Here is a 20,813-nt window from a genome sequence, read left to right on the forward strand (position 1 = left end):
TTTCGGGTGTTCCGGCCCCGGCGGGCTGCCGCGCAACGATTCGGCCACGGACGCCGCCATCCGCCGCGCGGACGCGGAAGGGGTCAGGGCACCGGGCTCCGCGAGTCGTAGCGCAGGAAGCCGGGCTGCCACCGCATCAGCGCCGCGGCGGCCGCGATGCACAGGACGCCGCCCGCGACCAGCGTCCACCCCTCGCCGATCCCCACGGCGACGGTGCCCGAGAGCATCTCCCCCACGCGCGGCCCGCCGGCGACCACCACGATGAACACGCCCTGCAGGCGCCCGCGCAGGTGGTCCGGCGTGGCGGTCTGCAGGATGGTGGTCCGGAAGACGGAGCTGACGGCGTCCGCGATGCCCGCCGCGGCCATGCAGGCGGCGGCCGCCCACAGCCAGCCCGTGGCTGACCCGTCGGCCGGGCGTGGTTCCCGGGTGGCCAGCAGCACGACGGCGCCGAACGCGCCGATGCTGGCGCCCCACGCGGCCACCGACCAGAAGACCGCGGCGCCCTGCCGGTGGATCCTGCCGAGCGGCCCGGAGAACACGCCGGCGAGGAAGGCGCCCAGGGCCGTGGCGGCCAGCAGGATCCCGACGGTGGTCTCGCCGCCGCCGATCAGGACGGCGCCGACCGCCGGCAGCAGCGCGCGCGGCGCCGCCATGACCATCGCCACCAGGTCGATCAGGAACGTCATGCGGATGTTCGGCTGGCTCCCCAGGAAGCGAAACCCCTCCACCACGGAGCGCAGTCCCGGCCGGGACGCGGCGCCGTCCGGCGGTAGCGGCGGCAGCAGGTACACCGACCACAGCGCCGCCGTATAGGTCACGACGTCGATCGTGTAGGTCCACGCGAACCCGACCTGGGCCACGAGCACGCCGCCCAGCAGGGGGCCCACCATCTGGGCGATGCCGAAGGTGACCATGTTCAGGGAGTTGGCGGCAGGGAGCAGCTTCAGCCCGAGGATGGCGGGGATGATGGCCCCGCGGGTCGGCTGGTTGATGCCGGCGGCGCCGGAGTGCACCGCCGTGAGGGCGTAGAGCACCCACACGCTGCCCAGGCCGAGCCAGGCCTGGGCGGCAATGGCCGCCGTCGCGCCCCAGAGCACCAGGGCGGAGCCGAGCGCGACCTTGCGGCGGTCGTGCGCATCCGCGATCGCCCCGCCGTAGAGGCCGGCCAGGACCAGCGGGACCAGCGCGAACAGGCCCAACAGGCCGACGTGGAAGCTGGAGCCCGTGAGGCGGTAGACCTCGAGGCTGACCGCCAGCAGCGTCAGCTGGCTGCCGACCGCGGACAGCGCGTTGCCGATCCAGAGCCGGCGGAAGGCCGGGCTGGCGCGCAGCGGGGTGAGGTCGGCGAGGATGCGGGGCACCGCAAGAGTCTATGGGCCGCGCCCCGCGGCGCCCGCGCCGGTTCCGTCCCGTGTTGTCGGGCGGCGCCCCGAGTCACCCGCACCGGTTCCGTCCCGTGTTGTCGGGCGGCGCCCCGAACCGCCCGGGCTGGTGCGGTCCCGCATTGTCGGGTGGCAGCCCCGGTATTGCCGCGCCGATCCGTCCCGCCCGGCGTGTCCTATTTTGAACTATTCAAAAGAAGGACCAGAATGGGGGCATGGACTACTCGGATCGGCTTCGCGACCACGGGCTGCGCGTCACGCGCCAGCGCCTGGCCGTGCTCGCCGCGCTCGAGGACCGGCCGCACTCGTCCGCGGACATCGTGGTCGCCGAGGTGCGGCGCGACCTGCCGGACGTGTCCATCCAGTCCGTCTACAACGTCCTGAACGACCTGACGGCACGGGGCCTCCTGCGCCGCTTCAGCCCCCCACACTCCCCGGCGCTCTACGAGACCCGCGTGGACGACAACCACCACCATGCCGTCTGCACCTCGTGCGGACGGGTCGAAGACGTCGAATGCGCCGTGGGCCACGCCCCTTGCCTGACGCCGTCCGACGACCACGGCATGGCCATCCAGATTGCGGACGTTCTGTACCAGGGCGTCTGTGAAGACTGCAGGAGCGGGGCCGCCGGCATCGCCGCCGCGCCCGTGCTTCCGCAGGGAACCCCACCCAAGTAGAAGGAGCCTCTCTTGACTGAGAACTTCACCACCACCCAGACCGGCGCGCCGGTCGCCAGCGACGAGCACTCGCTGACCGTCGGCGCCAGCGGCGCCACCGTCCTGCACGACGCCTACCTGCTGGAGAAGCTCGCGCAGTTCAACCGCGAGCGTGTGCCGGAGCGCATCGTCCACGCCAAGGGCGGCGGCGCGTTCGGCACGTTCGAGGTCACCGGGGACGTGTCCCGGTACACCCGCGTCGCGGCGTTCCAGCCGGGCGCGAAGGTCGCCACGGCGGCCCGCTTCTCCTCCGTCGCCGGCGAGATGGGCTCCCCCGACACCTGGCGCGACGTGCGCGGTTTCGCGACGCGCTTCTACACGCCCGAGGGCAACCTCGACATCGTCGGCAACAACACCCCGGTGTTCTTCATCCGCGACGGCATCAAGTTCCCCGACTTCATCCACTCGCAGAAGCGCCTCCCGGGCTCCGGCCTGCGCGACGCCGACATGCAGTGGGACTTCTGGACCCTCTCCCCCGAGTCCGCGCACCAGGTCACGTACCTCATGGGCGACCGCGGCCTGCCGCGCTCGTGGCGCGAGATGCACGGCTTCTCCTCCCACACCTACCTGTGGACCAACGCCGACGCCGAGCGCTTCTGGGTGCAGTACCACTTCCGCACCGACCAGGGCGAGCACAACATCAGCAACGAGGAGGCCGAGGCCCTGGCCGGGGCCGACGCGGACCACTACCGTCGCGACCTCTACGAGGCCATCGCGCAGGGCGACTTCCCCTCCTGGACCCTGCACGTGCAGATCATGCCGTACGAGGACGCGAAGACCTACCGCTTCAACCCGTTCGACCTGACGAAGGTCTGGTCCCAGAAGGACTACCCGCTGGTCGAGGTCGGCCGCTTCACGCTGGACCGCAACCCCGAGAACCACTTCGCCGAGATCGAGCAGATCGCGCTGTCCCCGGCGAACGTCGTCCCGGGCCACGCGATCTCCCCGGACAAGATGCTCACCGCGCGCGTCTTCTCCTACCCGGACGCGCAGCGCTACCGCGTCGGCACGAACTACAACGAGCTGCCGACCAACCGCCCGCACGCGCCCGTCAACAACTACTCGCAGGACGGGCAGCTGCGCCACGGCTTCAAGTCCCCCGAGGCCCCGGTCTACGCGCCGAACTCCTTCGGCGGGCCGACCGCCGATCCGGCGCGCGCCGCCGAGGGTTCCTGGGAGTCCGACGGCGCCCTGGTCCGCGCGGCCACGACGCTGCACCCCGAGGACGGCGACTTCGGCCAGGCCGGCACGCTGTACCGCGACGTCTTCACGCCCGACGCCAAGGAGCGCTTCCACGAGACGCTGCTCGGCCAGGCCGGGGGCATCACCCGCGAGGACATCCGCGAGCGCTTCTTCCAGTACTGGACCAACGTCGACGCCAACCTCGGCGCCCTGCTGCGCGAGCGGTTCGCCGCGGGCGACGCCGGCAGCACCGACGGCGCCGCCGAGATGGCCGGGCTGGTCTAGCCGGCCGGCGGCCGCCGGGGCGCACGCCGCGCCCCGGCGGCAGGGTCGTCCCCGCTGACGCGCGAGGGGCCGGCATCCGATCTCCTCGGATGCCGGCCCCTCGTCGTCGTGCAGCCGCGCCGGGTCAGCCGTCCTGCGAGATCCGCACCATGTCCTCGCGCGGAACCACCTTGACGCGCTCGCGCGCGACCGGCCCCTTGGCCGTCTCCACGGTCCCGGCGGCCGCCCCGAGGGCGCGTTCGTGGGCGTCCAGCCGCAGCCAGCCCTCCCAGGTGGTGTACGGCACGCCGCGGGACTCGAGGAGCTCGACGACGGCGCCCGCCTCCGGGCGCTCCGCGGCCGGAAGGTCCAGCCGGTCCTCGAGCAGGTTCCCGATCGTCTCCAGCGCGTCGCCCTTGGTGTGGCCGATGAGGCCCACCGGGCCGCGCTTGATCCACCCGGTCGCGTAGATGCCGGGGACGCGCCGTCCCGACTCGTCCAGCACCCGGCCGCCGTCGTTCGGGATGACGCCGCGGCCGGCGTCGAAGCCGACCTCCTCCAGCTCGGACCCGAAGTAGCCGATGGCGCGGTAGACGGCCTGGACCGGGTAGTCCACCATCTCGCCGGTCCCGCGGACGTTGCCCGTCCCGTCGAGCTCCTGGCGCTCGAAGCGCATGCCGGCGACCTTGCCGTCGCGGCCCATGATCTCCACGGGGTTGTGCAGGAAGTGCAGGTGCAGCCGGCGCGAGGCCCCGGTGTCCTGCTCCTCGACGAGCCAGTTGGTCAGCGTGTTAACCATCGTCTTGACCTGGTTGTTCGTCTTGATGGCCGCGTCGGAGGCCTCGTCGAACTCGAAGTCCTCCGGGTACAGGACGATGTCGACGTCGCGGCTGTGCGAGAGCTCGCGGAGCTCGAGCGGGGTGAACTTGACCTGCGCGGGCCCGCGCCGCCCGAAGACGTGCACGTCGGTGACCGGCGACTGGGCCAGCCCGCGGTAGACGTTGTCCGGGATCTCGGTGACCAGCAGGTCCTCGGCGTGCTTGGAGAGCACCCGGGCGACGTCGAGGGCGACGTTGCCGTTGCCGATGACCGCGATCTCCGTCGCGTCGAGCGGCCAGTCGCGGGGGACGTCGGGATGGCCGTCGTACCAGGAGACGAAGTCGGCGGCGCCGAAGGATCCCTCCAGCTCGACGCCGGGGACGCTCAGCGGGGCGTCCTTGATGGCGCCCGTCGCGAAGATCACCGCGTCGTACATGGACCGGATGTCGCTCAGCAGCAGGTCGCGGCCGTAGGTCACGTTCCCCAGGAAGCGGATGTCGCCGCGGTCCAGGACCTTGTGCAGGGCGTTGACGATGCCCTTGATGCGCGGGTGGTCGGGGGCGACCCCGTAGCGGATCAGGCCGTACGGGGCCGGGTAGGCGTCGAACAGGTCGATGCTGACCTCGAACTCGCGCTCCGCCTTGGTCAGGATGTCGGCGGCGTAGACCCCTGCCGGGCCTGCGCCGATGATGGCGACGCGCAGCGGGCGGTCGGCGGCGGGATGTGACACGTGGTTTCCTTCCGGAAGGGAATCGCGGCGCGCGGCAATAGCGCACAGCCACCTAGTCTAATTGCCCGCGCGGCGGCGTCGAACCCCGCCCTGCCGCCCGTCCCCCGCCGCCCCGGGGAACTAGATGCTCTCGACGATGCTGCCGACCTGCTTGCCGGTGTCCGCCGCCGTCGTCTGGTTCTTGCTGAGCAGCTCGCGCGCGTCGCGCACGAGGCCCAGGGTGTCGTTGGCCGCCAGGATCCAGTCGGATTCCTTGGAGTCGTAGCCCTCGCGGTTCTGGGCGTCCTCCCAGTTGTCCGCGACGAACTTCTTCTGCTGCTCGCGGTCGCCGATGATGGTCTCGATACGCCCCGCGATCCGCAGGATGTCGCTCTCGATCCGTGCCGCGGCTCCCTCGTCGAAGGAGATCGTGTCCTTGTCGCCCTTGCTCATGGTGTGGTCCTTTCGTGCCGGCCGCTGGCCGGGGATGTGCGGTGGTGTCGGGGGTGGGTGGCGGGCGCCGGACCCGCGCGCCGCCCGGCCGAGGCCGGCCGTGGTCGCCGTGCCGGAAGAGCGCCGGGCCGGGGCGGGGTGCGCCGGTCAGGCGCCGCGGTTGAAGCCCTTGACGGTGGTGGCCGCGGCGACCGAGGCCGCGGCGGAGCCGGCCTCCTCGAACGTGTCGTCCATCGTGACGTAGGCCTTGGCGGTCTTCGCCTGGCCCGCCGAGATCGACGCCAGGGCCGTGATGAGATCCGCCTGCACGCGGTGGGCCTCGACCATGAAGTTGTTGTAGGCGACGGCGCCGTTGCCGGAGAACGTGGTCTTCAGCTCCTCCACGCCGTCGGTCAGCTCCTCGACGAGCTTGATGAGCTCGGTCCCCGATCCCTCGGACTGCTGGACGGCGTCCCCCATGGCGGGGACGTTCATCTTGCCTTTGAAGCCCATTGCTTTTCCTGCCTCTCGGTTGGGGGTGGTTCCCCTGGCGCCGGCCGCTTCGGCCGGAGCCCGCACCGGCCACGCCGCGGCCGGCGGACGTTCGGTGGTGGTCCTCCGGCGTCCCGTTCGACCTCGCCGGTGGTTCCATCCAACGTCAGCCGCACAGGGGGGTCAAGCCGCGCCCATGGGGAGAACTCCCCATGCGCACCCGAATGGCACGAATCCGCAACCCCGAACTGACATGATGGTTCCCGTAGAGCACCACCCGCCCGACAGGAAAGGTCACAGTGGCGACAGAATTCGACAGCCAACTCATCGAATCTGTCGCGGTGCGCCGCAGCCGCCTGGCCGACGCCCTGCTCTACGCGGACAACCCCACCGAGCGGCGTTGGAGGGGGACGGCCCGCCTGTTCCTGTTCAGCATCGTCGCCGCCGCCCTGGTCGCCGCGATCTGCGTCGCCGTGGCGTTCGTGGGCAGCCTGCTGTCGGACCAGCGGCGCGAGCAGGAGCAGCGGGAGCGCCAGTCCGCGAGCGCTCCGGCCCGTACCGCGGACCCGTACGCACCCATCCACCGAACGGGAGTCTGAGACCGCCATGTCCCAGCCGTACACCCGCGTGACCCTCATGGGCGCGCAACGACACGTGGACCTGCTGCTGCCGTCCGCGGCGGAGGTCGGCACGCTGATGCCGCAGATCCTGGACCTGCTCGGCGACCGGCCGGGCGAGCGGGTCGCGAGCAAGATCCTGCTGACCGCGACGGGCGAGCACCTGTCCCCCCAAGACACCCTCGCTGACGCCGGCGTGCTCGACGGCGCGCAGCTGACCCTGCTCGGCAGCCACGACGCGCCTCCCCCCGCGGTCGTCTACGACATCGCCGACACCGTCGTCGACACCTCGGCGGAAGTCGGCGGCCGGTGGACGCGGCACCACCTGGTCGCGGCGTCGGGCGTCTTCTCCGTGGCGGGGCTGTTGCTGGGGCTCGAGCTCATCCTCGGCCACTCCCTGCCGGAACAGCGCTGGTGGGCCCACCTCGCCATCGGGGCCGGCGCGCTGGCGCTCGGCGCGGCCGTCGCGGCGGCGGCCAGGCCCCTGGGCACCACGCTCATGGCCTCCGGGCTCGGCGCCGTCCTGCTCGGGCTGTTCCATTGGGACAGCCCCGACGCGCCGAGGATGCTGCTCGCGGCGCTCGCGGTGGCGGCGTTCTGCGCGTGCCTCGCCGCGGGGTCCCGGCGGCCACGGTCGCTGCTGACGGCCGCCGCCGTGGCGGGGGCGCTCACCGGGTGCTGGGCGATCGCGATGCCGCTGGCCGCCTGGGCCGCCTCCGGTGGCGCGACCGGCGGAGCGTCCGGCGGGTCCGCCGGCGTGGGAGGCTTCGCCGCGATCTGCGCCGTGCTCGCGTTGGGCCTGCTACCGTCCGTCGCGCTGTCCGCCTCCGGGCTGGCCACGCTGGACGACCGGCGCGCCGCGGGCGCCTCCCTCCGGCGCGGCGACGCCCTGGCCGCCATCCGGGCCGCCCACGGCGGCCTGACCCTGTCCACGGTGGCCGCCGCCGCGTCCGCCGGCGCCGGGATGTGGCTGGTCGGCTCCGACGGGGACCGGACCGCCTGGTCCCTGCCGCTGCTGCTCGCGCTCGTGCTGGCCACCATGCTGCGCGCCCGCGCCTTCCCGATGGCCCTCGAGCGCTGCGCCCTCTACGCGGCCGCCGCCGCCGGCGTCCTCGCTGGCGCCGTCACGCTCGCGGGCCTGGCCGGAGACCGGGTGTGGATCGTGGGCGTCGGCGTCCTGCTGGTCTCCGTCCTGATCGGCCTCGGCCTCGCCGTGGACCTGCCCGACCACACCGAGGCCCGCCTGCGCCAGATCGCCGAGCGCGTCGAGGTCCTGGCGATCCTCGCCACCGTCCCCCTGCTGACCGGCTACTTCGGCGTCTTCGCCAAGATGCTCGAGACGTTCTAGCGCCGAGGAAAAGCACATGACGAACCAGCCGCAGACCCCACGCGCCGCCGCGCGGCCCCCGGCGGACCCGTGGGCCGCCACGCCTGTCGCGGACCCTTGGGCACCCGCCGAACCCGGCTCTCCGCTCGTCCTCGGTTCACCGAACGAACCCGGCTCTCCGAACGGCCTCGGTTCACCGAACGGCGTCGGCTCTCCGCTCGAGGGCGACCGCCGCCGCCTCGCCGCGGCGTCGGATTCGCGGGGCGGACTCGCGCGGGTGCTCCGTGCGCTGTTCACCGCCGACCGCACCCCCGAGGTGATGGCCGAGCGAGCGGCACAGGCGCAGGCCCCCGTGGCCACCGGCCGGCGCATCGCCGTCGTCTCCACCCGTGGCGGTGCCGGGAAGACGACGGTGGCCGCCCTGCTTGGGCGGCTGTTCTCCGCGGTGCGCCCCGACACCATCGCGGTGCTGGACCTGGACCCGGGACACGGCAGCCTCGGGCTGCGGCTCGGCACCGACGCCGCCCCGGCGATCGACGACCTCGTGGACCGGACGACCGGGGGCACGTTGCCGACGGCGTCCGAGCTCTCCGGGATGCTCGGCCACGCCGCGCCGAACCTCTTCGCCACGGGTCCCCGCGCCCGCGAGCGTGCCGCCGGCGCCGCCGCGCTCCGCGAGGCGTGCTCGGCCGTCTCCCGCTATTTCCCGGTCACCCTGCTCGACTGCCCGACGGGCTTCGAGGCCCCGGCCACCCAGGCGGCTCTCGCCGACTGCCACGCCGCGGTGTTCGCGGTCCCGGCGACACTCTCCGGCCTGGACGACGCGCTGGCGCAGCTCGCCCGGTGGCGCCGGGACCCGCGTCTGGCCCCCATCCCGCTGGTCGTGGTGGTGATGCAGCAGGACCGGGCGTCCGCTCTGGGCGCGCCCCAGCAGGCGGCGCGCCTCGCGCGCCTGGGCTTCGACGCCTACGCACTCGGCTACGACCGGCATCTCGCGGCGGGTGCTGATGTCGCGCTGCCGCGACTGGCGCCCCGCCATCGGGTGACCGCCGCGACGATCGCCGCGAAGGCGCTCGAGCTGGCCAACGGAAGGCGCTAGGGCATGTCGCAGAGGATCGTCCACCGCCCCGCCCGGACATCGGCACCGCTGCGGGACTTCCGGCCGTTCGCCATCGACGGGCCGCCGCCCGTGGAGGGGGAGGCGCCCGGCCTGAACCTCGTGGCCGTCGTGCCGATGCTGGGCGGCGCGGTCTCCATGACGGTCATGATGACGTTCAGGAACTCCCCCTTCGCCGCCGTCGGCGCGCTGATGATGATCCTCACGGTCGTCCTCGCGGTCTTCATGATGTTCAGCCAGCGCGGCAAGCAGGCGCGCGCCCGCACCCAGGCCCGCGACAACTACATGCGCTACCTGGAGCGGACGCGGGTGAAGCTGCGCGCGGACGAACAGCGGGCGGCCGCGGTGGCCCGGGTGTCCAGCCCGCCGCCCGAGGCGCTGTTCGACATCGTCCGGAACCCCCTGCGGCTGTGGGAGCGGCGCCGCGGCAACGAGGACTTCCTGGACGTGCGCATCGGCACGGGCGAGCGGCCCAGCCGGGAGATCGTCGTCGCCGAGAGCGCGGGCTCCACGCAGCAGCTGGACGCCTTTATGGTCGCCGAGGCGGAGATCCTCCGCAGGCGCTACGCGGCCTCGCCGGACATGCCCATCACGGTGCCCCTCGACGGGGCCGGCAACGTCAGCATCGTCGGGTCGCGCGGCTTCGTCCTGGCGCTGGCCCGGAACATCCTGTGCGAGGCAGCGGCGTTCCACTCGCCCGAGGACCTGGCCCTCGGCATCAGCGCGCCCGAGATCCACCGCGAGGACTGGCAGTGGGCCTCCTGGCTTCCGCACCTCGCGGACCAGGCGCTCGCCGACGAGACCGGGCTGGTCCGGCGCATCGCGCCGGACCCGGACACCCTCGCCGGCGTCATGTCCGAGGACCTGTCGCGGCGCGCCAAGCTGGCCGTCGAGGCCCGCAAGACCTCCGCGGCGCCCGGCCAGGCGCTCTCGCGCCTGATCGTCGTCTCCGACTCGCACGGCACGCAGTCCGCGGAGCTTCCGCTCGCGGACAAGTTCGTGGAGCCGGGCCGGCTGGGGCTCACGGTCCTCCACCTCGTGGACGACCGCGGCCACGAGCCGGGCGAGGTGTCGCTGCGGATCAGCGAGACGCTGGACGGCTTCGAGGTGCAGGACTACCGCGCCGACCCCGTGCACCCGGCCGTCGCGTCCGGCGTGCTGGATCCCCTACCGGTCGCGACGGCGTCCGCGCTCGCCCGTGAGCTGGCGCCGCTGCGGCTCTCCGCCGACTCCCTCGAGCACGGAGGCGGCGGGGCGGCCTCCGCGAGCTTCCTGGAGATGCTCGGCCTGTCGCCCCGGCTGGACCGCGCCGACGTCGAGCGCGCCTGGCGTCCCCGCGGCGAGGCCGACTTCCTGCGCGTCCCCCTGGGTCCGGACGACGGCGGCCGGCCGACCGTCCTGGACCTCAAGGAGTCCGCCCAGTTCGGCATGGGCCCGCACGGCCTGTGCATCGGGGCCACCGGCTCCGGGAAATCGGAGATGCTCCGGTCGCTGGTGTTCGGTCTCCTGGCCACCCACTCCCCGGACGTCCTGGCGATGGTCCTGGTGGACTTCAAGGGCGGCGCGACCTTCGCCCCGTTCGAGGGGGCGCCGCAGGTCACCGGCATCATCACCAACCTCTCCGACGACCTCTCGCTCGTCGAGCGCGTCTACGCCAGCCTCAACGGCGAGATCCTGCGGCGCCAGGAGGTCCTGAAGGCCGCGGGCAACATCGCCAACATCACCGACTACCAGGTCCACCGCTCCGAGCGCCTGGCCCGCGGCGAGACGATGGATCCGCTGCCCCACTTGGTGGTCATCATCGACGAGTTCGGCGAGCTGCTCACGGCGCGCCCGGACTTCATCGACCTGTTCCTCTCGATCGGGCGCATCGGCCGCTCGATCGGCGTGCACCTGCTGCTGAGCAGCCAACGGGTGGAGGGCGGCAAGCTCCGCGGCCTGGAGACGTACTTGTCCTACCGGATCGGCCTGCGCACGCTGTCCGAGTCGGAGAGCCGCACCGTGCTGGACACCGGCGACGCGTTCCACCTCCCTCCCGTACCCGGCTACGGGTACCTCAAGGTGGACACCACGGTCTACACGCGCTTCAAGTCCGGCTACGTATCGGGGCCGCTGGACGCGGAGGAGACCCCGGAACCGCGCGCGACGGACCAGGCGGCCGTCGTCGTGCCCGTCCCGCGCTATGCGGGATCCCCGGCGGGCGCGGCGGGCGCCCCCGCGGGCGCCGGCCGGAACGCCCCTGCCCGGCGCACCACCGGCCCCACCGTCATGTCGACCCTGATGGACACGCTGCGTTCGTTCCCCCGGTCGGTGCAGGAGATCTGGCTGCCGCCGCTGCCGCCGGCCATCTCGCTGGAAGCCGCGGTGGGCTCGGTGCGCCCCGGCGAGCGCGGGCTCCGTCTCGCGCGCGGCGGCGGGCTCCGCGTGCCCATCGGCCTGCTCGACGACCCGGCCCGGCAATGGCAGGGCCTCTGGGAGATCGACTTCACCCAAGGCGGCGGCAACCTGGTCATCGTGGGCGGCCCGCAGTCCGGGCGGAGCACGCTGCTGCGCACCGTCGTCGCCTCGCTGGCGCTGACGCACTCCCCGCACGAGGTCGGCGTGTACTGCCTCGACCTGCTCGGCTCGGGCCTGCTGCCGCTGGCCGGGCTGCCCCACGTCGGCGGAACCGCGATCCGGACCAACCGCGAGGTGGTCCGCCGCACCGTCGAGGAGCTCATGGGCATGCTGCTGGTGCGCGAACGCGTGTTCGAGCAGCACCGGATCGACTCGCTGGCCACCATGCGGCGCCTCCGGGCCGAGGGCCGCCTCGGGGAGCTTCCCAGCGCCGACGTCTTCCTGGTCATCGACGGCTACGGGCAGATCGCGGACGACTTCGAGGAGATCCAGGACAGCGTCAACGCCCTGATCATGCGTGGCGGCGGCTACGGCATCCACGTGGTCACGACGCTGAACCGCGGCGCCGAGCTGCGCATGGCCCAGCAGGGGTTCTTCGGCAACCGGATCGAGCTGGCGCTGACCGATCCGGCGGATTCGGCCATCGACCGGAAGGTGGCGGCCGGGGTGAGCGCGGACGCCCCCGGGCGCGCGCTCTCGGACCGGAAGCTGATCGGCCACGTCGCGCTGCCGCGCATCGACGGCGTGGCCGACGCGGAGGACGCCTCGGACGGCCTGCGCGACCTCGTCGCCCAGGTCGCGGAGTCCACGCGCGACCAGGCGATGCGCGTGCGTGTGCTGCCGGGCGCCGTGGGACTCGCCGATGCTCCGCGGCCGGCGGCTCCGGGCGTGGTCCCGCTGGGGCTGCGCGAGGTCGACCTCGGGCCGCACCTGCTGGACACCACCGCCAAGGACCGGCACTTCATCGTCATGGGCGACGAGGAGTGCGGCAAGTCGAACGTCCTGCGCAACTTCGTGTCCACGCTGGTGGGCCAGCACACCCCCGACGAGCTGCTCTTCGCCGTCTACGACCCGCGCAAGGGGCTCGACGACGTGGTGCCGGACGACTACCTCGGCGGCTACGCGGGAAGCGCGGCGGTCGCCGAGCAGCTCTCCGCCGCGCTGGTCAAGGAGCTCCAGCTGCGGACCACCGGCGGGACCGCGGACGAGAAGCCGGGCACGGCCCGCCTCGTTGTGCTCGTGGACGACTACGACATCCTCACCGCCGGCGGCGGCTCGCCGATGGGGCGCCTGACCACCTACCTGCCGATGGCGGCCGAGCTGAACCTCAACGTGGTGCTGACGCGCAAGGTCCGCGGCGCGAGCCGGGGCATGTACGAGTCGTTCTTCTCCACGTTGCGCGACTCCGGATCCGCGGCGCTGATCATGTCCGGCGAGCGCTCCGAGGGCGGCCTCATCAACAACGTCAGGGCGCGGGCCCTGCCGCCGGGCCGCGGCCAGCTGGTCCAGACGGGCAAGCCCCTCCAGACCATCCAGGCGTACCTGAGCTAGGGTGCCCGGGGCCGCGGCGGGCACGCGGAACCGGCAGGGTGCCGATCGACGCACAACCCGCACGACGCCGGGGCCGCGGCGCCGCCGTCGTGCCGGGAACGTCCAGTGGGCGAGACAACCAGCCCGGGCGGAATACGCGCCCGGCGCGCGGTGTTGGCATCACCATGCCAACCACCCCCACCCGGGCCGCCGAGCGCAACGACGCCGGCCCGGCCCGCGACCGCAGGGCGGGCCTCCTCTACGGACTCGGCGCGTACGGCCTGTGGGGCCTGCTCCCCCTGTACTTCGTGACGATCGGGATCGCGAGTCCGCTGGAAATCGTGTCCAACCGCGTGGTGTGGAGCCTGCTCTTCTGCGCGCTCCTGCTGACGGCGACGCGCTCCTGGCCGCAGCTCGCCGTGCTCCTGCGCGACCGCGGCTCGATGCTCCGGCTCTCCGTGGCCGCGGTGCTGATCGCGGTCAACTGGCTGACGTACACCTACGCCGTGCTCAACGGGCACGCGGTGGAGGCGTCGCTGGGCTACTTCATCAACCCGCTGGTCTCCACCGCGCTGGGCGTCCTCATCCTCAAGGAGCGGCTCAACCGCGTCCAGTGGACCGCCATGGGCTTCGGGCTGCTGGCCGTGCTGGTGCTGACGTTCGCCTACGGCAGCCTGCCGGTGATCGCGCTGACGCTGGCCTTCTCCTTCGGGCTGTACGGGTTCGTGAAGAACCGCGTCGGCCGCACGGCGGGCGCGGTGACCACCCTGTCCGTCGAGACGGCCGTGCTGGCCCTGCCGGCCGCGGGATACATGGCCTGGATCCTGTCCCGCGACGAGGCCACGGTGCTCTCCTCGGGCCCGACGCACTTCTGGCTGATGGCGGCGAGCGGAATCATCACGGCGGTCCCGCTGCTGTTGTTCGGGGCGGCCGCCAGGCGGCTGCCGCTGAGCACCATCGGGACGCTGCAGTACCTGGCCCCGGTGCTCCAGTTCATCCTGGCCCTGACTTTGCTGAACGAGGAGATGCCGGTCGAGCGCTGGATCGGCTTCGGCCTGGTGTGGGTGGCGATCATCCTGCTCACGGTGGACATGATGCGCCGTCCGGGGATCCGCCGCCGGGCCGATGCCAGTGCGGCCGCGTCGGCCCGCGCGCGGGAGTCGGAAGCGGCGACCGCGCCGCCGCACTAGGCGGCCGGCGGCGGGCCCGTCAGGCCCGCGGCGGCCCGTCAGGCCCGCGGCGGCCCGTCAGGCCCGCGGCGGCTCGTGGTCGCGCGGAACCACCATCATCGGGACCGGCAGCGCGCGCAACATGCGGCTGGCGGTGCTGCCCAGGAAGAGGCGGTGCTTCTGGGCGAGGCGGCTGGATCCGATGATCATCAGATCGGTTTCCTCCCAGTCCAGCGAAGCGATCGCGTCCTCCTCCTTGCGTCCCTGCACCACGTCGATCGCGACGTCGATGTCCTGCGGCAGGCTCCGGGCGGCCTCGGCGAGGACCGAGTTGGCGTGCCGGAGCGCGGCGTTCGCGTCCTCGCCGTAGCGGGACCGCTCGGCATCGAGGGCAACCAGCGAGACGAGCCGCAGCGGACGGTGGTGACGCCGGGTCGAGGAAAGCGCCGTCGAGAGCACACTCTGCCAGCCCTCCCGCTCCCCCACGCCCGCCGTCAGCCGGCTGAACGGCTCGGTGTTGCCGTAGCCGCGCGGCGCCAGCATCACGGGCACCGGGCTGGAATGGAGGAGCGCGTTCGCCACGGATCCGATGCTGTAGCGGTCCAGCACGCCCTCGCGCGCGGCCCCGACGACGATCCGCACGGCTCCGAGCTCGCGGGCGGCGTCGATCAGTCCCTGCGCCGTGGAGTCGTTCGACCGGATGTGGAAGCGGACCGGCACGTCCTGCGGCACCGCGGCGAGCGCCTCCCGTTTGGCCGTGAGCAGCCGCTGCTCCTCGGCGCTGACGCGGCTGCCCTCCGGGTGCGAGGCCACGTAGGGCGTGTTGTGGGACACGACGTAGACGACGTCCAGCTCGCACTGCAGGGTGCGCGCCCCCGCGATGCCCAGGCGCAGTGCCTCGGCCCCGCGTTCATCGGGACGGTAGCCAACTAGATAGCGCATCGGGGGTGCCTCCTGGGGGCGTGGGGCGGCGCCCCCTCCGCCGTGGGTGGGGGCGCCGCCGTCGTGGTGGTGGCTCAGACTCTACCGTCCCGCGATGGGGCCGGGACGAGCCGTCTAGGCGTTCGCGCGGATGGCCGCCTCGAGGACGTCGAGGGCGTCGTCGAGCAGCGCGTCGCCCATGACCAGCGGCGGGAGGAGGCGCACCACGTTGCCGTAGGTCCCGCAGGTGAGGATGACGACGCCCTGGGCCAGGCAGTCCGCCGCGATCTTCTTGGTCAGATCGGCGTCGGGCTCGATGCCCCCGGCCTTGACGAACTCGATGGCGAGCATGGCGCCGCGGCCGCGCAGGTCGCCGATCGCGGCGATCTCCTGCTGGAGCGGCCGGAGGCGGGCGTAGAAGCGCGCCTCGATCTCGCGGGCGCGCCCGGAGAGGTCCTGCTCCTCCATGAAGTCCAGGGCCGCGAGCGCGGCGGCCACGGCCACCGGGTTGCCGCCGTAGGTGCCGCCGAGGCCACCCGGGTGGACGGAGTCGAGCAGCTCGGCGCGGCCCACGATGCCGGAGAGCGGCATGCCGCCGGCAATGCCCTTGGCCAGGGTCACGATGTCCGGCACCACGCCCTCGTGCTCGGAGGCGAACCAGGCCCCGGTGCGGCAGAAGCCGGACTGCACCTCGTCGGCGATGAAGACGATGCCCTGCTCCTTGGCCCACTCGGCGATCCGGGGCAGGAACCCCTCCGCGGGCACGATGAACCCGCCCTCGCCCTGGATGGGCTCGATGATGATCGCGGCGATCTGGTCGCCGCCGATCTGCTTCTCCATGGCGAGGATGGCGCGCTCGGCGGCCTCCTTGCCGGAGATGTTCGGGTTCTCCTCGCGGAACGGGTAGCTCATGGGCATCCGGTAGATCTCGGAGGCCAGCGGGCCGAAGCCGCGCTTGTACGGCGCCGCCTTCGCGGTCAGGCCCATGGTGAGGTTGGTGCGCCCGTGGTAGGCGTGGTCGAAGGCGACGACGGCTGTGCGGCCCGTGGCGACGCGGGCGACCTTCACGGCGTTCTCGACGGCCTCGGCGCCCGAGTTGAAGAAGACGGACTTCTTCTCGTGCGTTCCGGGCGTCAGCTTCGCCAGCTTCTCCGCGAGCTCCACGTAGCCCTCGTACGGGGTCACCATGAAGCACGTGTGGGTGAAGCGCGCCGCCTGCTCGGCGACGGCCGCGGCGACCTTCGGGTTGCCGGCGCCGACCGTGGTGACGGCGATGCCGGAGCCCAGGTCCACCAGCGAGTTCCCATCGACATCGACGATGACGCCGCCGTCGGCGTCCGCGGCGTAGACCGGCACCGAGGACGCGACGCCCTTGGCGACCACCGCGGCCCGGCGCTCGGCCAACGCCGCGGACCGGGGCCCGGGGAAGGAACCGGAGATGTTGCGCTTCTGCTCAAGGCGGTACTGGATGTCCATGGGAAGTTCCTTTCGGGCCGAAAATGTCCTCCGCCGAGACTACGTTCCCGCCGGGGCGCCCCGCCACGGCCCCCGGCACAGCGAAGCCCGCGGAACGCTGTGCAGGTGCATAGCGTTCCGCGGGCCCCGGCGGGGTGGGCTAGAGCTCCGGCGCGATCTCCTCGGGCAGGTGCCCCTCGTCCTCGGGATGGCGGGCCAGGTTGACCAGCGCGATGGCCAGGCCCCCCCAGACGGTGATCATGGCGATGATCATCATGGTGATGGCGATGCCGCTCATGGGGTCGTTCCTTTCTGCGTGCGGGGCACGGGGGTTGGGTCGCCGTCGCGGCGCCGGTCGTCGTCCCACGCCTGTTCCTCGAGCTCGTCGATCGCGTCCTGCTCCGCCTGCTCGGACGCCGCGATGCGCTCGAATTCCGGGTCGTGGACGGCGCTCTTGGCGCTCCACGGGATGAGGGTCAGCAGGATGGCGGCCACGATCAGGCCCCCGGCCATGCCCCAGCCGAACACGCCGTTGAACCACGCCGGGTAGCCGCTGTACTGCTCGCCGGACTTGGCCTGGATCTCCGAGATGAGGATGTAGCCCAGCACGATCGGGGCGACGCCGCCGACGAGGACGCGCCACACGATCCCCAGCTTGAGGCTCGAGATGCGGTTGACGTGTTTCGCGAGCCGCGGCAAGGCGGTGAACCCGACCGAGACCATCACCACGGTGACGAGGGCGACGGCCATGATGCCGAAGCTGTTCACGAAGGCGTCGGAGGTGTCGAGCAGCTGCAGCCCGGTGGTGGTGGGGAACAGCCCGATGGAGATGATGGCCAGCGGGAGCGTGACGGCCAGGGTGGCGCGCACGCGCGCCCAGCCGAGCTTGTCCTGCACGGCGGCGATGATGACCTCAATGATCGAGATCAGCGAGGTCAGCCCCGCGAAGACGAGGCCGCCGAAGAACAGGAGCCCCATGAGCGCCCCCAGCGGGGCCTGCGAGATAATGGTCGGGAAAGCCACGAACGCCAGTCCGATGCCTCCGCTGACCACCTCGTCGACGCCGGTGCCCGCGGCCTGCGCCATGAAGCCCAGCGCCGCGAACACGCCGATGCCGGCGAGGATCTCGAAGCCCGAGTTGGAGAAGGCCACGACCATGCCGGAACCCGTCAGGTCGGTCTTGCGCTTGAGGTAGGACGAGTAGGTCACCATGATGCCGAAGGCCACGGACAGCGAGAAGAAGATCTGCCCGTAGGCCGCCGCCCAGACGCCGGGGTTGGCCAGGGCCGCCCAGTTCGGCGTGAAGAACGCGTCCAGTCCGGCCGTGGCACCCGGGAGGAAGAGGGACTGGATGACCAGGATCAGGAACATGACCATCAACAGCGGGAGGAAGATGCCGTTGGCCCGCGAGATGCCCTTGCGGATGCCGAAGACCATGATCGCGATCACCACGGCCCAGACCCCCAGCAGCGGGAGGAGCACGCCCGGCACGTAGTCGAAGGACAGGCCCGGCACCTCGGCCATCTGCAGGAACTCGCCGAAGAAGAACCCCTCGGCGTCGTCGCCCCAGGCCTGCGTCACCGAGAACCCGGTGAACATCACGGCCCACGCGATGATGACGGCGTAGTAGACGGCGATGATGAAGCTGATCAGCACCTGCCACCAACCCAGGGGCTCGGCGCCGCGGTGCAGGCGCCGGAAGGCCATGGGCGCGGAGGCCCGGTGCTTGTGCCCGATCGAGTAGTCGAGGAACAGCAGGGGAATGCCGGCGGTCAGCAGCGCCACGAGATAGGGGATCAGGAAGGCTCCCCCGCCGTTCTCGTAGGCCACGTACGGGAAGCGCCAGATGTTCCCGAGGCCCACGGCGGAGCCGATGGCCGACAGGATGAAGAGCCGCCGCGACGAGAAGGTCTCTCGGGCGGCGGTCGGGGCTTTCGCCGCCCCGCTGGTGGATGGAGTCGTCATGGCATCCACGGTAGACCGCGGTGCGGGGCGTCACAATTGAGAACGGCCCGCGTCCTTCGCCGGGCGGACCCCGCTCCCGCTGTGCGACCCGTCACTTTGACCAAGGACTCGCCGACCCATGGGTCCATCGCACAATGACGGGGCTACCATCGGAGGCATGGCGATGACCCTGGCCGCGCTGCTGGCCTCCCCCGAGCTGCGCCTGGTCGCACTCACCGACGCGGGCGACGCCGCGGACGCCCCGATCCAGTGGGCCGCGGTCACCGAGCTCCAGGACCCGGCCCCCTTTCTCGGCGGCGGCGAGGTCCTGCTGACCACGGGACTGCGGCAGAAGACCGCGGCGGCGCAGTCGGCGTTCGTCGACCGCGCCCGCCACGCCGGCGCCCTGGCGCTGGGCTACGGGACCGGGCTGACCCACGCCAAGGTGCCGGCCGCCGTCGTGCGCCGGGCTGCCGAGGTGGGACTGCCGGTCTTCGAGGTGCCGTACGCGACCCCGTTCGTCGCGATCACCCGGATGATCGCCGAGGCGATCGCCTCCGACCACCTGGGGCGCGTCGAGCGGCTCCTCCGCGGACACCAGCAGCTGGCCGCGGCCCTCCTCGGCGGCGGCGGGCTCGGCGAGCTGCTGAAGGAGCTGTCGCGGCTGCTCGGCGCGAGCGTCGCGCTCACCCAGTACGGGGCCCGCGTCCACGGCCCGCCCACGGACTCCGGCGCGTGGCACGACATCCCCATCGCCACGGGGCTCAAGGACCGCTGCACGCTCTACGTCGCCGAGCCGTATCCGCGCGACGGGCTGATCGACTACGCGCAGTCCCTGATCGGCGTCGAGCTGGCCAGCCAGGCGCGGCTGCGCGAGTCGCGGCGGACCGTCGCCGGGCAGGTCCTGGGCGACCTCACCCAGGGGACCATCGAGGGGCAGGACGCCGCGCTGCGCCTGCAGACGGTCGGGATCGCCGCAGCCGCGCCGCATTCCGTGCTGCTGGTGGAGTCCTCGACCGGCCGGCCGCGGGCCCTGCGCTCCCTGCCGTTGCCCCCCGAGCTGGGCGACGCCGCCAGCGCAGTCGTCGACGACCGGCTCGCCGTGGTCCTGGAGACCGACGACGGCACCGCGGCCGCGGGGCGCCTCGCAGCGTACCTGCAGGGTGCCGGGATCGAGGCGCGCGTCGCCTACGGGGGCTCCTACGCGCACCCCTCGGGGCTGCGCTGGAGCTACTTCGAGGCCGTGGAGGCGCTGCGCCACGGCGAGGCGGTCAACAAACCCTCGCGCCTCTCGCTGACGTCGCTGCTGCTGGCGGCGCGCGACGTCCCGCTCGGCGACCTGGCTGCCGAGGCGCTGGATCCGCTCGAGGCGTTCGACGCGGCGCACGGGGCGGACCTGCTGGCGACCCTGCGGTCCTACCTGCGTCTCAACGGCAGCGTCGGGGCGGTCGCGGAGGACCTCGGCCTGCACCGCAACACCGTGCGCTACCGCCTCCAGCAGATCTCCGAGCTGAGCGGCTTCGACCCCACCACGACGCCGGACCGGGTCCAGCTCTGGCTCGCGCTCGCCGCCCGGGACGTGCACTGATGGGCGCGGGGCTCCTGTCGACGGTGGCCGCGGTGGCCGCCCTGGGTGCGTCGCTGACCCCGGCGGGTCTCGTCGACGGCGCCGTCGCGTCCGTCGACACCGACCTGGTGGGCCTCTGGCTCGAGCTGATCGGCATCTTCGCGTTCGCCGTCTCCGGGTCGCTGCTCGCGGCGCGCAAGGGCTTCGACATCGTCGGGTCGCTGGCGCTGGCGTATCTCGCCGGGCTCGGCGGCGGAATCGTGCGCGACGTCATCATCGACCAGGGCGTGCCGACGTCGTTCACCTCGCTGGTCTACCTGGTGCCGCCGCTGCTGGCGACGGTCGCCGTGTATCTGGTCTCGGGCCGGTTGACGCGGCTGGGCCGCTGGCTGCTGCACTTCGACGCGGCGGGGCTGGCCCTGTTCTGCATCACGGGCACGGACAAGGCGCTCGGCGCGGGCCTGTCCCCCGTCGTCGCCGCGCTGCTCGGAGTCGCGACGGCGTGCGGCGGCGGCCTGCTCCGCGACGTGGCCGCCAACGACGTCCCGCAGCTGTTCAACCACAAGGACATCTACGCGCTGCCGGCCATGCTCGGCGCCGGGCTGGCCGCGTGGACGGGGACGCTGGGGCTGCTCAACCTCGGCACCGGGGTGGCCATCGCCGTCGTCGTCTTCGTGTTCCGGGAGCTCGCCCTGCGGCTGCACTGGCGCGCCCCGCTCGCGGCCCGCGGGTGGGCGCGTCCGCGGCGCTCCGGAGACCGATAGGATTTG

The 20,813-nt window shown here is 72.6% G+C and carries 17 protein-coding genes; 9 read left to right on the forward strand and 8 right to left on the reverse strand.

Going from position 1 to position 20,813, the window contains the following annotated elements:
• Positions 1-83: 83 nt before the first annotated feature.
• Positions 84-1,364, reverse strand: a complete 1,281-nt coding sequence (locus ACETWP_RS05925) for an MFS transporter (protein ID WP_373971287.1) — start codon at positions 1,362-1,364, stop codon at positions 84-86.
• A gap of 236 nt (positions 1,365-1,600) precedes the next feature.
• Here ACETWP_RS05925 and ACETWP_RS05930 point away from each other — a divergent pair, with 236 nt between their 5' ends.
• Positions 1,601-2,062: a Fur family transcriptional regulator gene (locus tag ACETWP_RS05930; RefSeq protein ID WP_373971288.1), complete on the forward strand. Its 462-nt coding sequence runs from the start codon at positions 1,601-1,603 to the stop codon at positions 2,060-2,062.
• A 12-nt stretch (positions 2,063-2,074) separates the two neighbouring features.
• The gene (locus ACETWP_RS05935; RefSeq protein ID WP_373971289.1) at positions 2,075-3,568 is read left to right on the forward strand and encodes a catalase; all 1,494 of its coding nucleotides are present in this window, start codon (positions 2,075-2,077) and stop codon (positions 3,566-3,568) included.
• Positions 3,569-3,692: 124 nt separating this feature from the next.
• Here ACETWP_RS05935 and ACETWP_RS05940 read toward each other — a convergent pair whose 3' ends face one another.
• From ACETWP_RS05940 to ACETWP_RS05950, 3 genes are all read right to left on the reverse strand, one after another.
• Positions 3,693-5,096, reverse strand: coding sequence for an FAD-dependent oxidoreductase (locus ACETWP_RS05940; RefSeq protein WP_373971290.1), 1,404 nt, complete (start codon positions 5,094-5,096; stop codon positions 3,693-3,695).
• A gap of 120 nt (positions 5,097-5,216) precedes the next feature.
• Positions 5,217-5,528, reverse strand: a complete 312-nt coding sequence (locus ACETWP_RS05945) for a hypothetical protein (RefSeq protein WP_373971291.1) — start codon at positions 5,526-5,528, stop codon at positions 5,217-5,219.
• A 147-nt stretch (positions 5,529-5,675) separates the two neighbouring features.
• Positions 5,676-6,020, reverse strand: a complete 345-nt coding sequence (locus ACETWP_RS05950; protein ID WP_373971292.1) for a WXG100 family type VII secretion target — start codon at positions 6,018-6,020, stop codon at positions 5,676-5,678.
• Between the two features lie 278 nt (positions 6,021-6,298).
• On the opposite strand from ACETWP_RS05950, the gene ACETWP_RS05955 reads away from it, so the two are divergent.
• The 5 genes from ACETWP_RS05955 to rarD all read left to right on the forward strand — a co-directional run bounded on the left by ACETWP_RS05955 (position 6,299) and on the right by rarD (position 14,177).
• The gene (locus tag ACETWP_RS05955) at positions 6,299-6,598 is read left to right on the forward strand and encodes a hypothetical protein (RefSeq protein ID WP_373971293.1); all 300 of its coding nucleotides are present in this window, start codon (positions 6,299-6,301) and stop codon (positions 6,596-6,598) included.
• Between the two features lie 7 nt (positions 6,599-6,605).
• Positions 6,606-7,964 carry a type VII secretion integral membrane protein EccD gene (gene eccD, locus ACETWP_RS05960; RefSeq protein WP_373971294.1) on the forward strand — a complete coding sequence of 453 codons (1,359 nt, stop codon included), beginning with the start codon at positions 6,606-6,608 and terminating at the stop codon, positions 7,962-7,964.
• A 16-nt stretch (positions 7,965-7,980) separates the two neighbouring features.
• Positions 7,981-9,042: a nucleotide-binding protein gene (locus ACETWP_RS05965; RefSeq protein ID WP_373971295.1), complete on the forward strand. Its 1,062-nt coding sequence runs from the start codon at positions 7,981-7,983 to the stop codon at positions 9,040-9,042.
• A 3-nt stretch (positions 9,043-9,045) separates the two neighbouring features.
• Complete coding sequence (gene eccCa / locus ACETWP_RS05970; protein WP_373971296.1) at positions 9,046-13,008, forward strand: type VII secretion protein EccCa; 3,963 nt, start codon at positions 9,046-9,048, stop codon at positions 13,006-13,008.
• A gap of 164 nt (positions 13,009-13,172) precedes the next feature.
• Positions 13,173-14,177 carry an EamA family transporter RarD gene (gene rarD, locus ACETWP_RS05975; protein ID WP_373971297.1) on the forward strand — a complete coding sequence of 335 codons (1,005 nt, stop codon included), beginning with the start codon at positions 13,173-13,175 and terminating at the stop codon, positions 14,175-14,177.
• Between the two features lie 57 nt (positions 14,178-14,234).
• On the opposite strand, the gene ACETWP_RS05980 is transcribed toward rarD, so the two are convergent.
• The 4 genes from ACETWP_RS05980 to ACETWP_RS05995 all read right to left on the reverse strand — a co-directional run bounded on the left by ACETWP_RS05980 (position 14,235) and on the right by ACETWP_RS05995 (position 18,497).
• Entirely contained in the window at positions 14,235-15,098 is an 864-nt protein-coding gene (locus ACETWP_RS05980; protein ID WP_373971298.1) for a universal stress protein, read from the reverse strand.
• Positions 15,099-15,212: 114 nt separating this feature from the next.
• Positions 15,213-16,553: a 4-aminobutyrate--2-oxoglutarate transaminase gene (gabT, locus tag ACETWP_RS05985; RefSeq protein WP_373971299.1), complete on the reverse strand. Its 1,341-nt coding sequence runs from the start codon at positions 16,551-16,553 to the stop codon at positions 15,213-15,215.
• A gap of 139 nt (positions 16,554-16,692) precedes the next feature.
• Positions 16,693-16,830 carry a methionine/alanine import family NSS transporter small subunit gene (locus ACETWP_RS05990; protein ID WP_373971300.1) on the reverse strand — a complete coding sequence of 46 codons (138 nt, stop codon included), beginning with the start codon at positions 16,828-16,830 and terminating at the stop codon, positions 16,693-16,695.
• Positions 16,827-18,497, reverse strand: a complete 1,671-nt coding sequence (locus ACETWP_RS05995; protein ID WP_373971301.1) for a sodium-dependent transporter — start codon at positions 18,495-18,497, stop codon at positions 16,827-16,829. The genes ACETWP_RS05990 and ACETWP_RS05995 overlap by 4 nt, the downstream gene beginning before the upstream one ends.
• Positions 18,498-18,654: 157 nt before the next feature.
• On the opposite strand from ACETWP_RS05995, the gene ACETWP_RS06000 reads away from it, so the two are divergent.
• Together ACETWP_RS06000 and ACETWP_RS06005 are read left to right on the forward strand one after the other, a co-directional pair.
• A complete protein-coding gene (locus ACETWP_RS06000) occupies positions 18,655-20,064 on the forward strand; it encodes a PucR family transcriptional regulator (protein WP_373971302.1) in 1,410 nt (469 codons plus the stop codon).
• Positions 20,064-20,807, forward strand: a complete 744-nt coding sequence (locus ACETWP_RS06005) for a trimeric intracellular cation channel family protein (protein ID WP_373971303.1) — start codon at positions 20,064-20,066, stop codon at positions 20,805-20,807. The genes ACETWP_RS06000 and ACETWP_RS06005 overlap by 1 nt, the downstream gene beginning before the upstream one ends.
• Positions 20,808-20,813: the final 6 nt, after the last annotated feature.

Source organism: Arthrobacter halodurans, assembly GCF_041877255.1.
GTDB classification, from domain to species: domain Bacteria; phylum Actinomycetota; class Actinomycetes; order Actinomycetales; family Micrococcaceae; genus Arthrobacter_N; species Arthrobacter_N halodurans.

Bases quoted from the DNA above. Each gene is read 5' to 3' on its own strand.
- ACETWP_RS05945 (WP_373971291.1), bottom strand. From the start codon at position 5,528: ATGAGCAAGGGCGACAAGGACACGATCTCCTTCGACGAGGGAGCCGCG.
- ACETWP_RS05995 (WP_373971301.1), bottom strand. From the start codon at position 18,497: ATGACGACTCCATCCACCAGCGGGGCGGCGAAAGCCCCGACCGCCGCC.
- ACETWP_RS06000 (WP_373971302.1), top strand. From the start codon at position 18,655: ATGGCGATGACCCTGGCCGCGCTGCTGGCCTCCCCCGAGCTGCGCCTG.
- ACETWP_RS05950 (WP_373971292.1), bottom strand. From the start codon at position 6,020: ATGGGCTTCAAAGGCAAGATGAACGTCCCCGCCATGGGGGACGCCGTC.
- eccCa (WP_373971296.1), top strand. From the start codon at position 9,046: ATGTCGCAGAGGATCGTCCACCGCCCCGCCCGGACATCGGCACCGCTG.
- ACETWP_RS05930 (WP_373971288.1), top strand. From the start codon at position 1,601: ATGGACTACTCGGATCGGCTTCGCGACCACGGGCTGCGCGTCACGCGC.
- ACETWP_RS06005 (WP_373971303.1), top strand. From the start codon at position 20,064: ATGGGCGCGGGGCTCCTGTCGACGGTGGCCGCGGTGGCCGCCCTGGGT.
- rarD (WP_373971297.1), top strand. From the start codon at position 13,173: ATGCCAACCACCCCCACCCGGGCCGCCGAGCGCAACGACGCCGGCCCG.
- ACETWP_RS05990 (WP_373971300.1), bottom strand. From the start codon at position 16,830: ATGAGCGGCATCGCCATCACCATGATGATCATCGCCATGATCACCGTC.
- ACETWP_RS05980 (WP_373971298.1), bottom strand. From the start codon at position 15,098: ATGCGCTATCTAGTTGGCTACCGTCCCGATGAACGCGGGGCCGAGGCA.
- eccD (WP_373971294.1), top strand. From the start codon at position 6,606: ATGTCCCAGCCGTACACCCGCGTGACCCTCATGGGCGCGCAACGACAC.
- ACETWP_RS05965 (WP_373971295.1), top strand. From the start codon at position 7,981: ATGACGAACCAGCCGCAGACCCCACGCGCCGCCGCGCGGCCCCCGGCG.
- gabT (WP_373971299.1), bottom strand. From the start codon at position 16,553: ATGGACATCCAGTACCGCCTTGAGCAGAAGCGCAACATCTCCGGTTCC.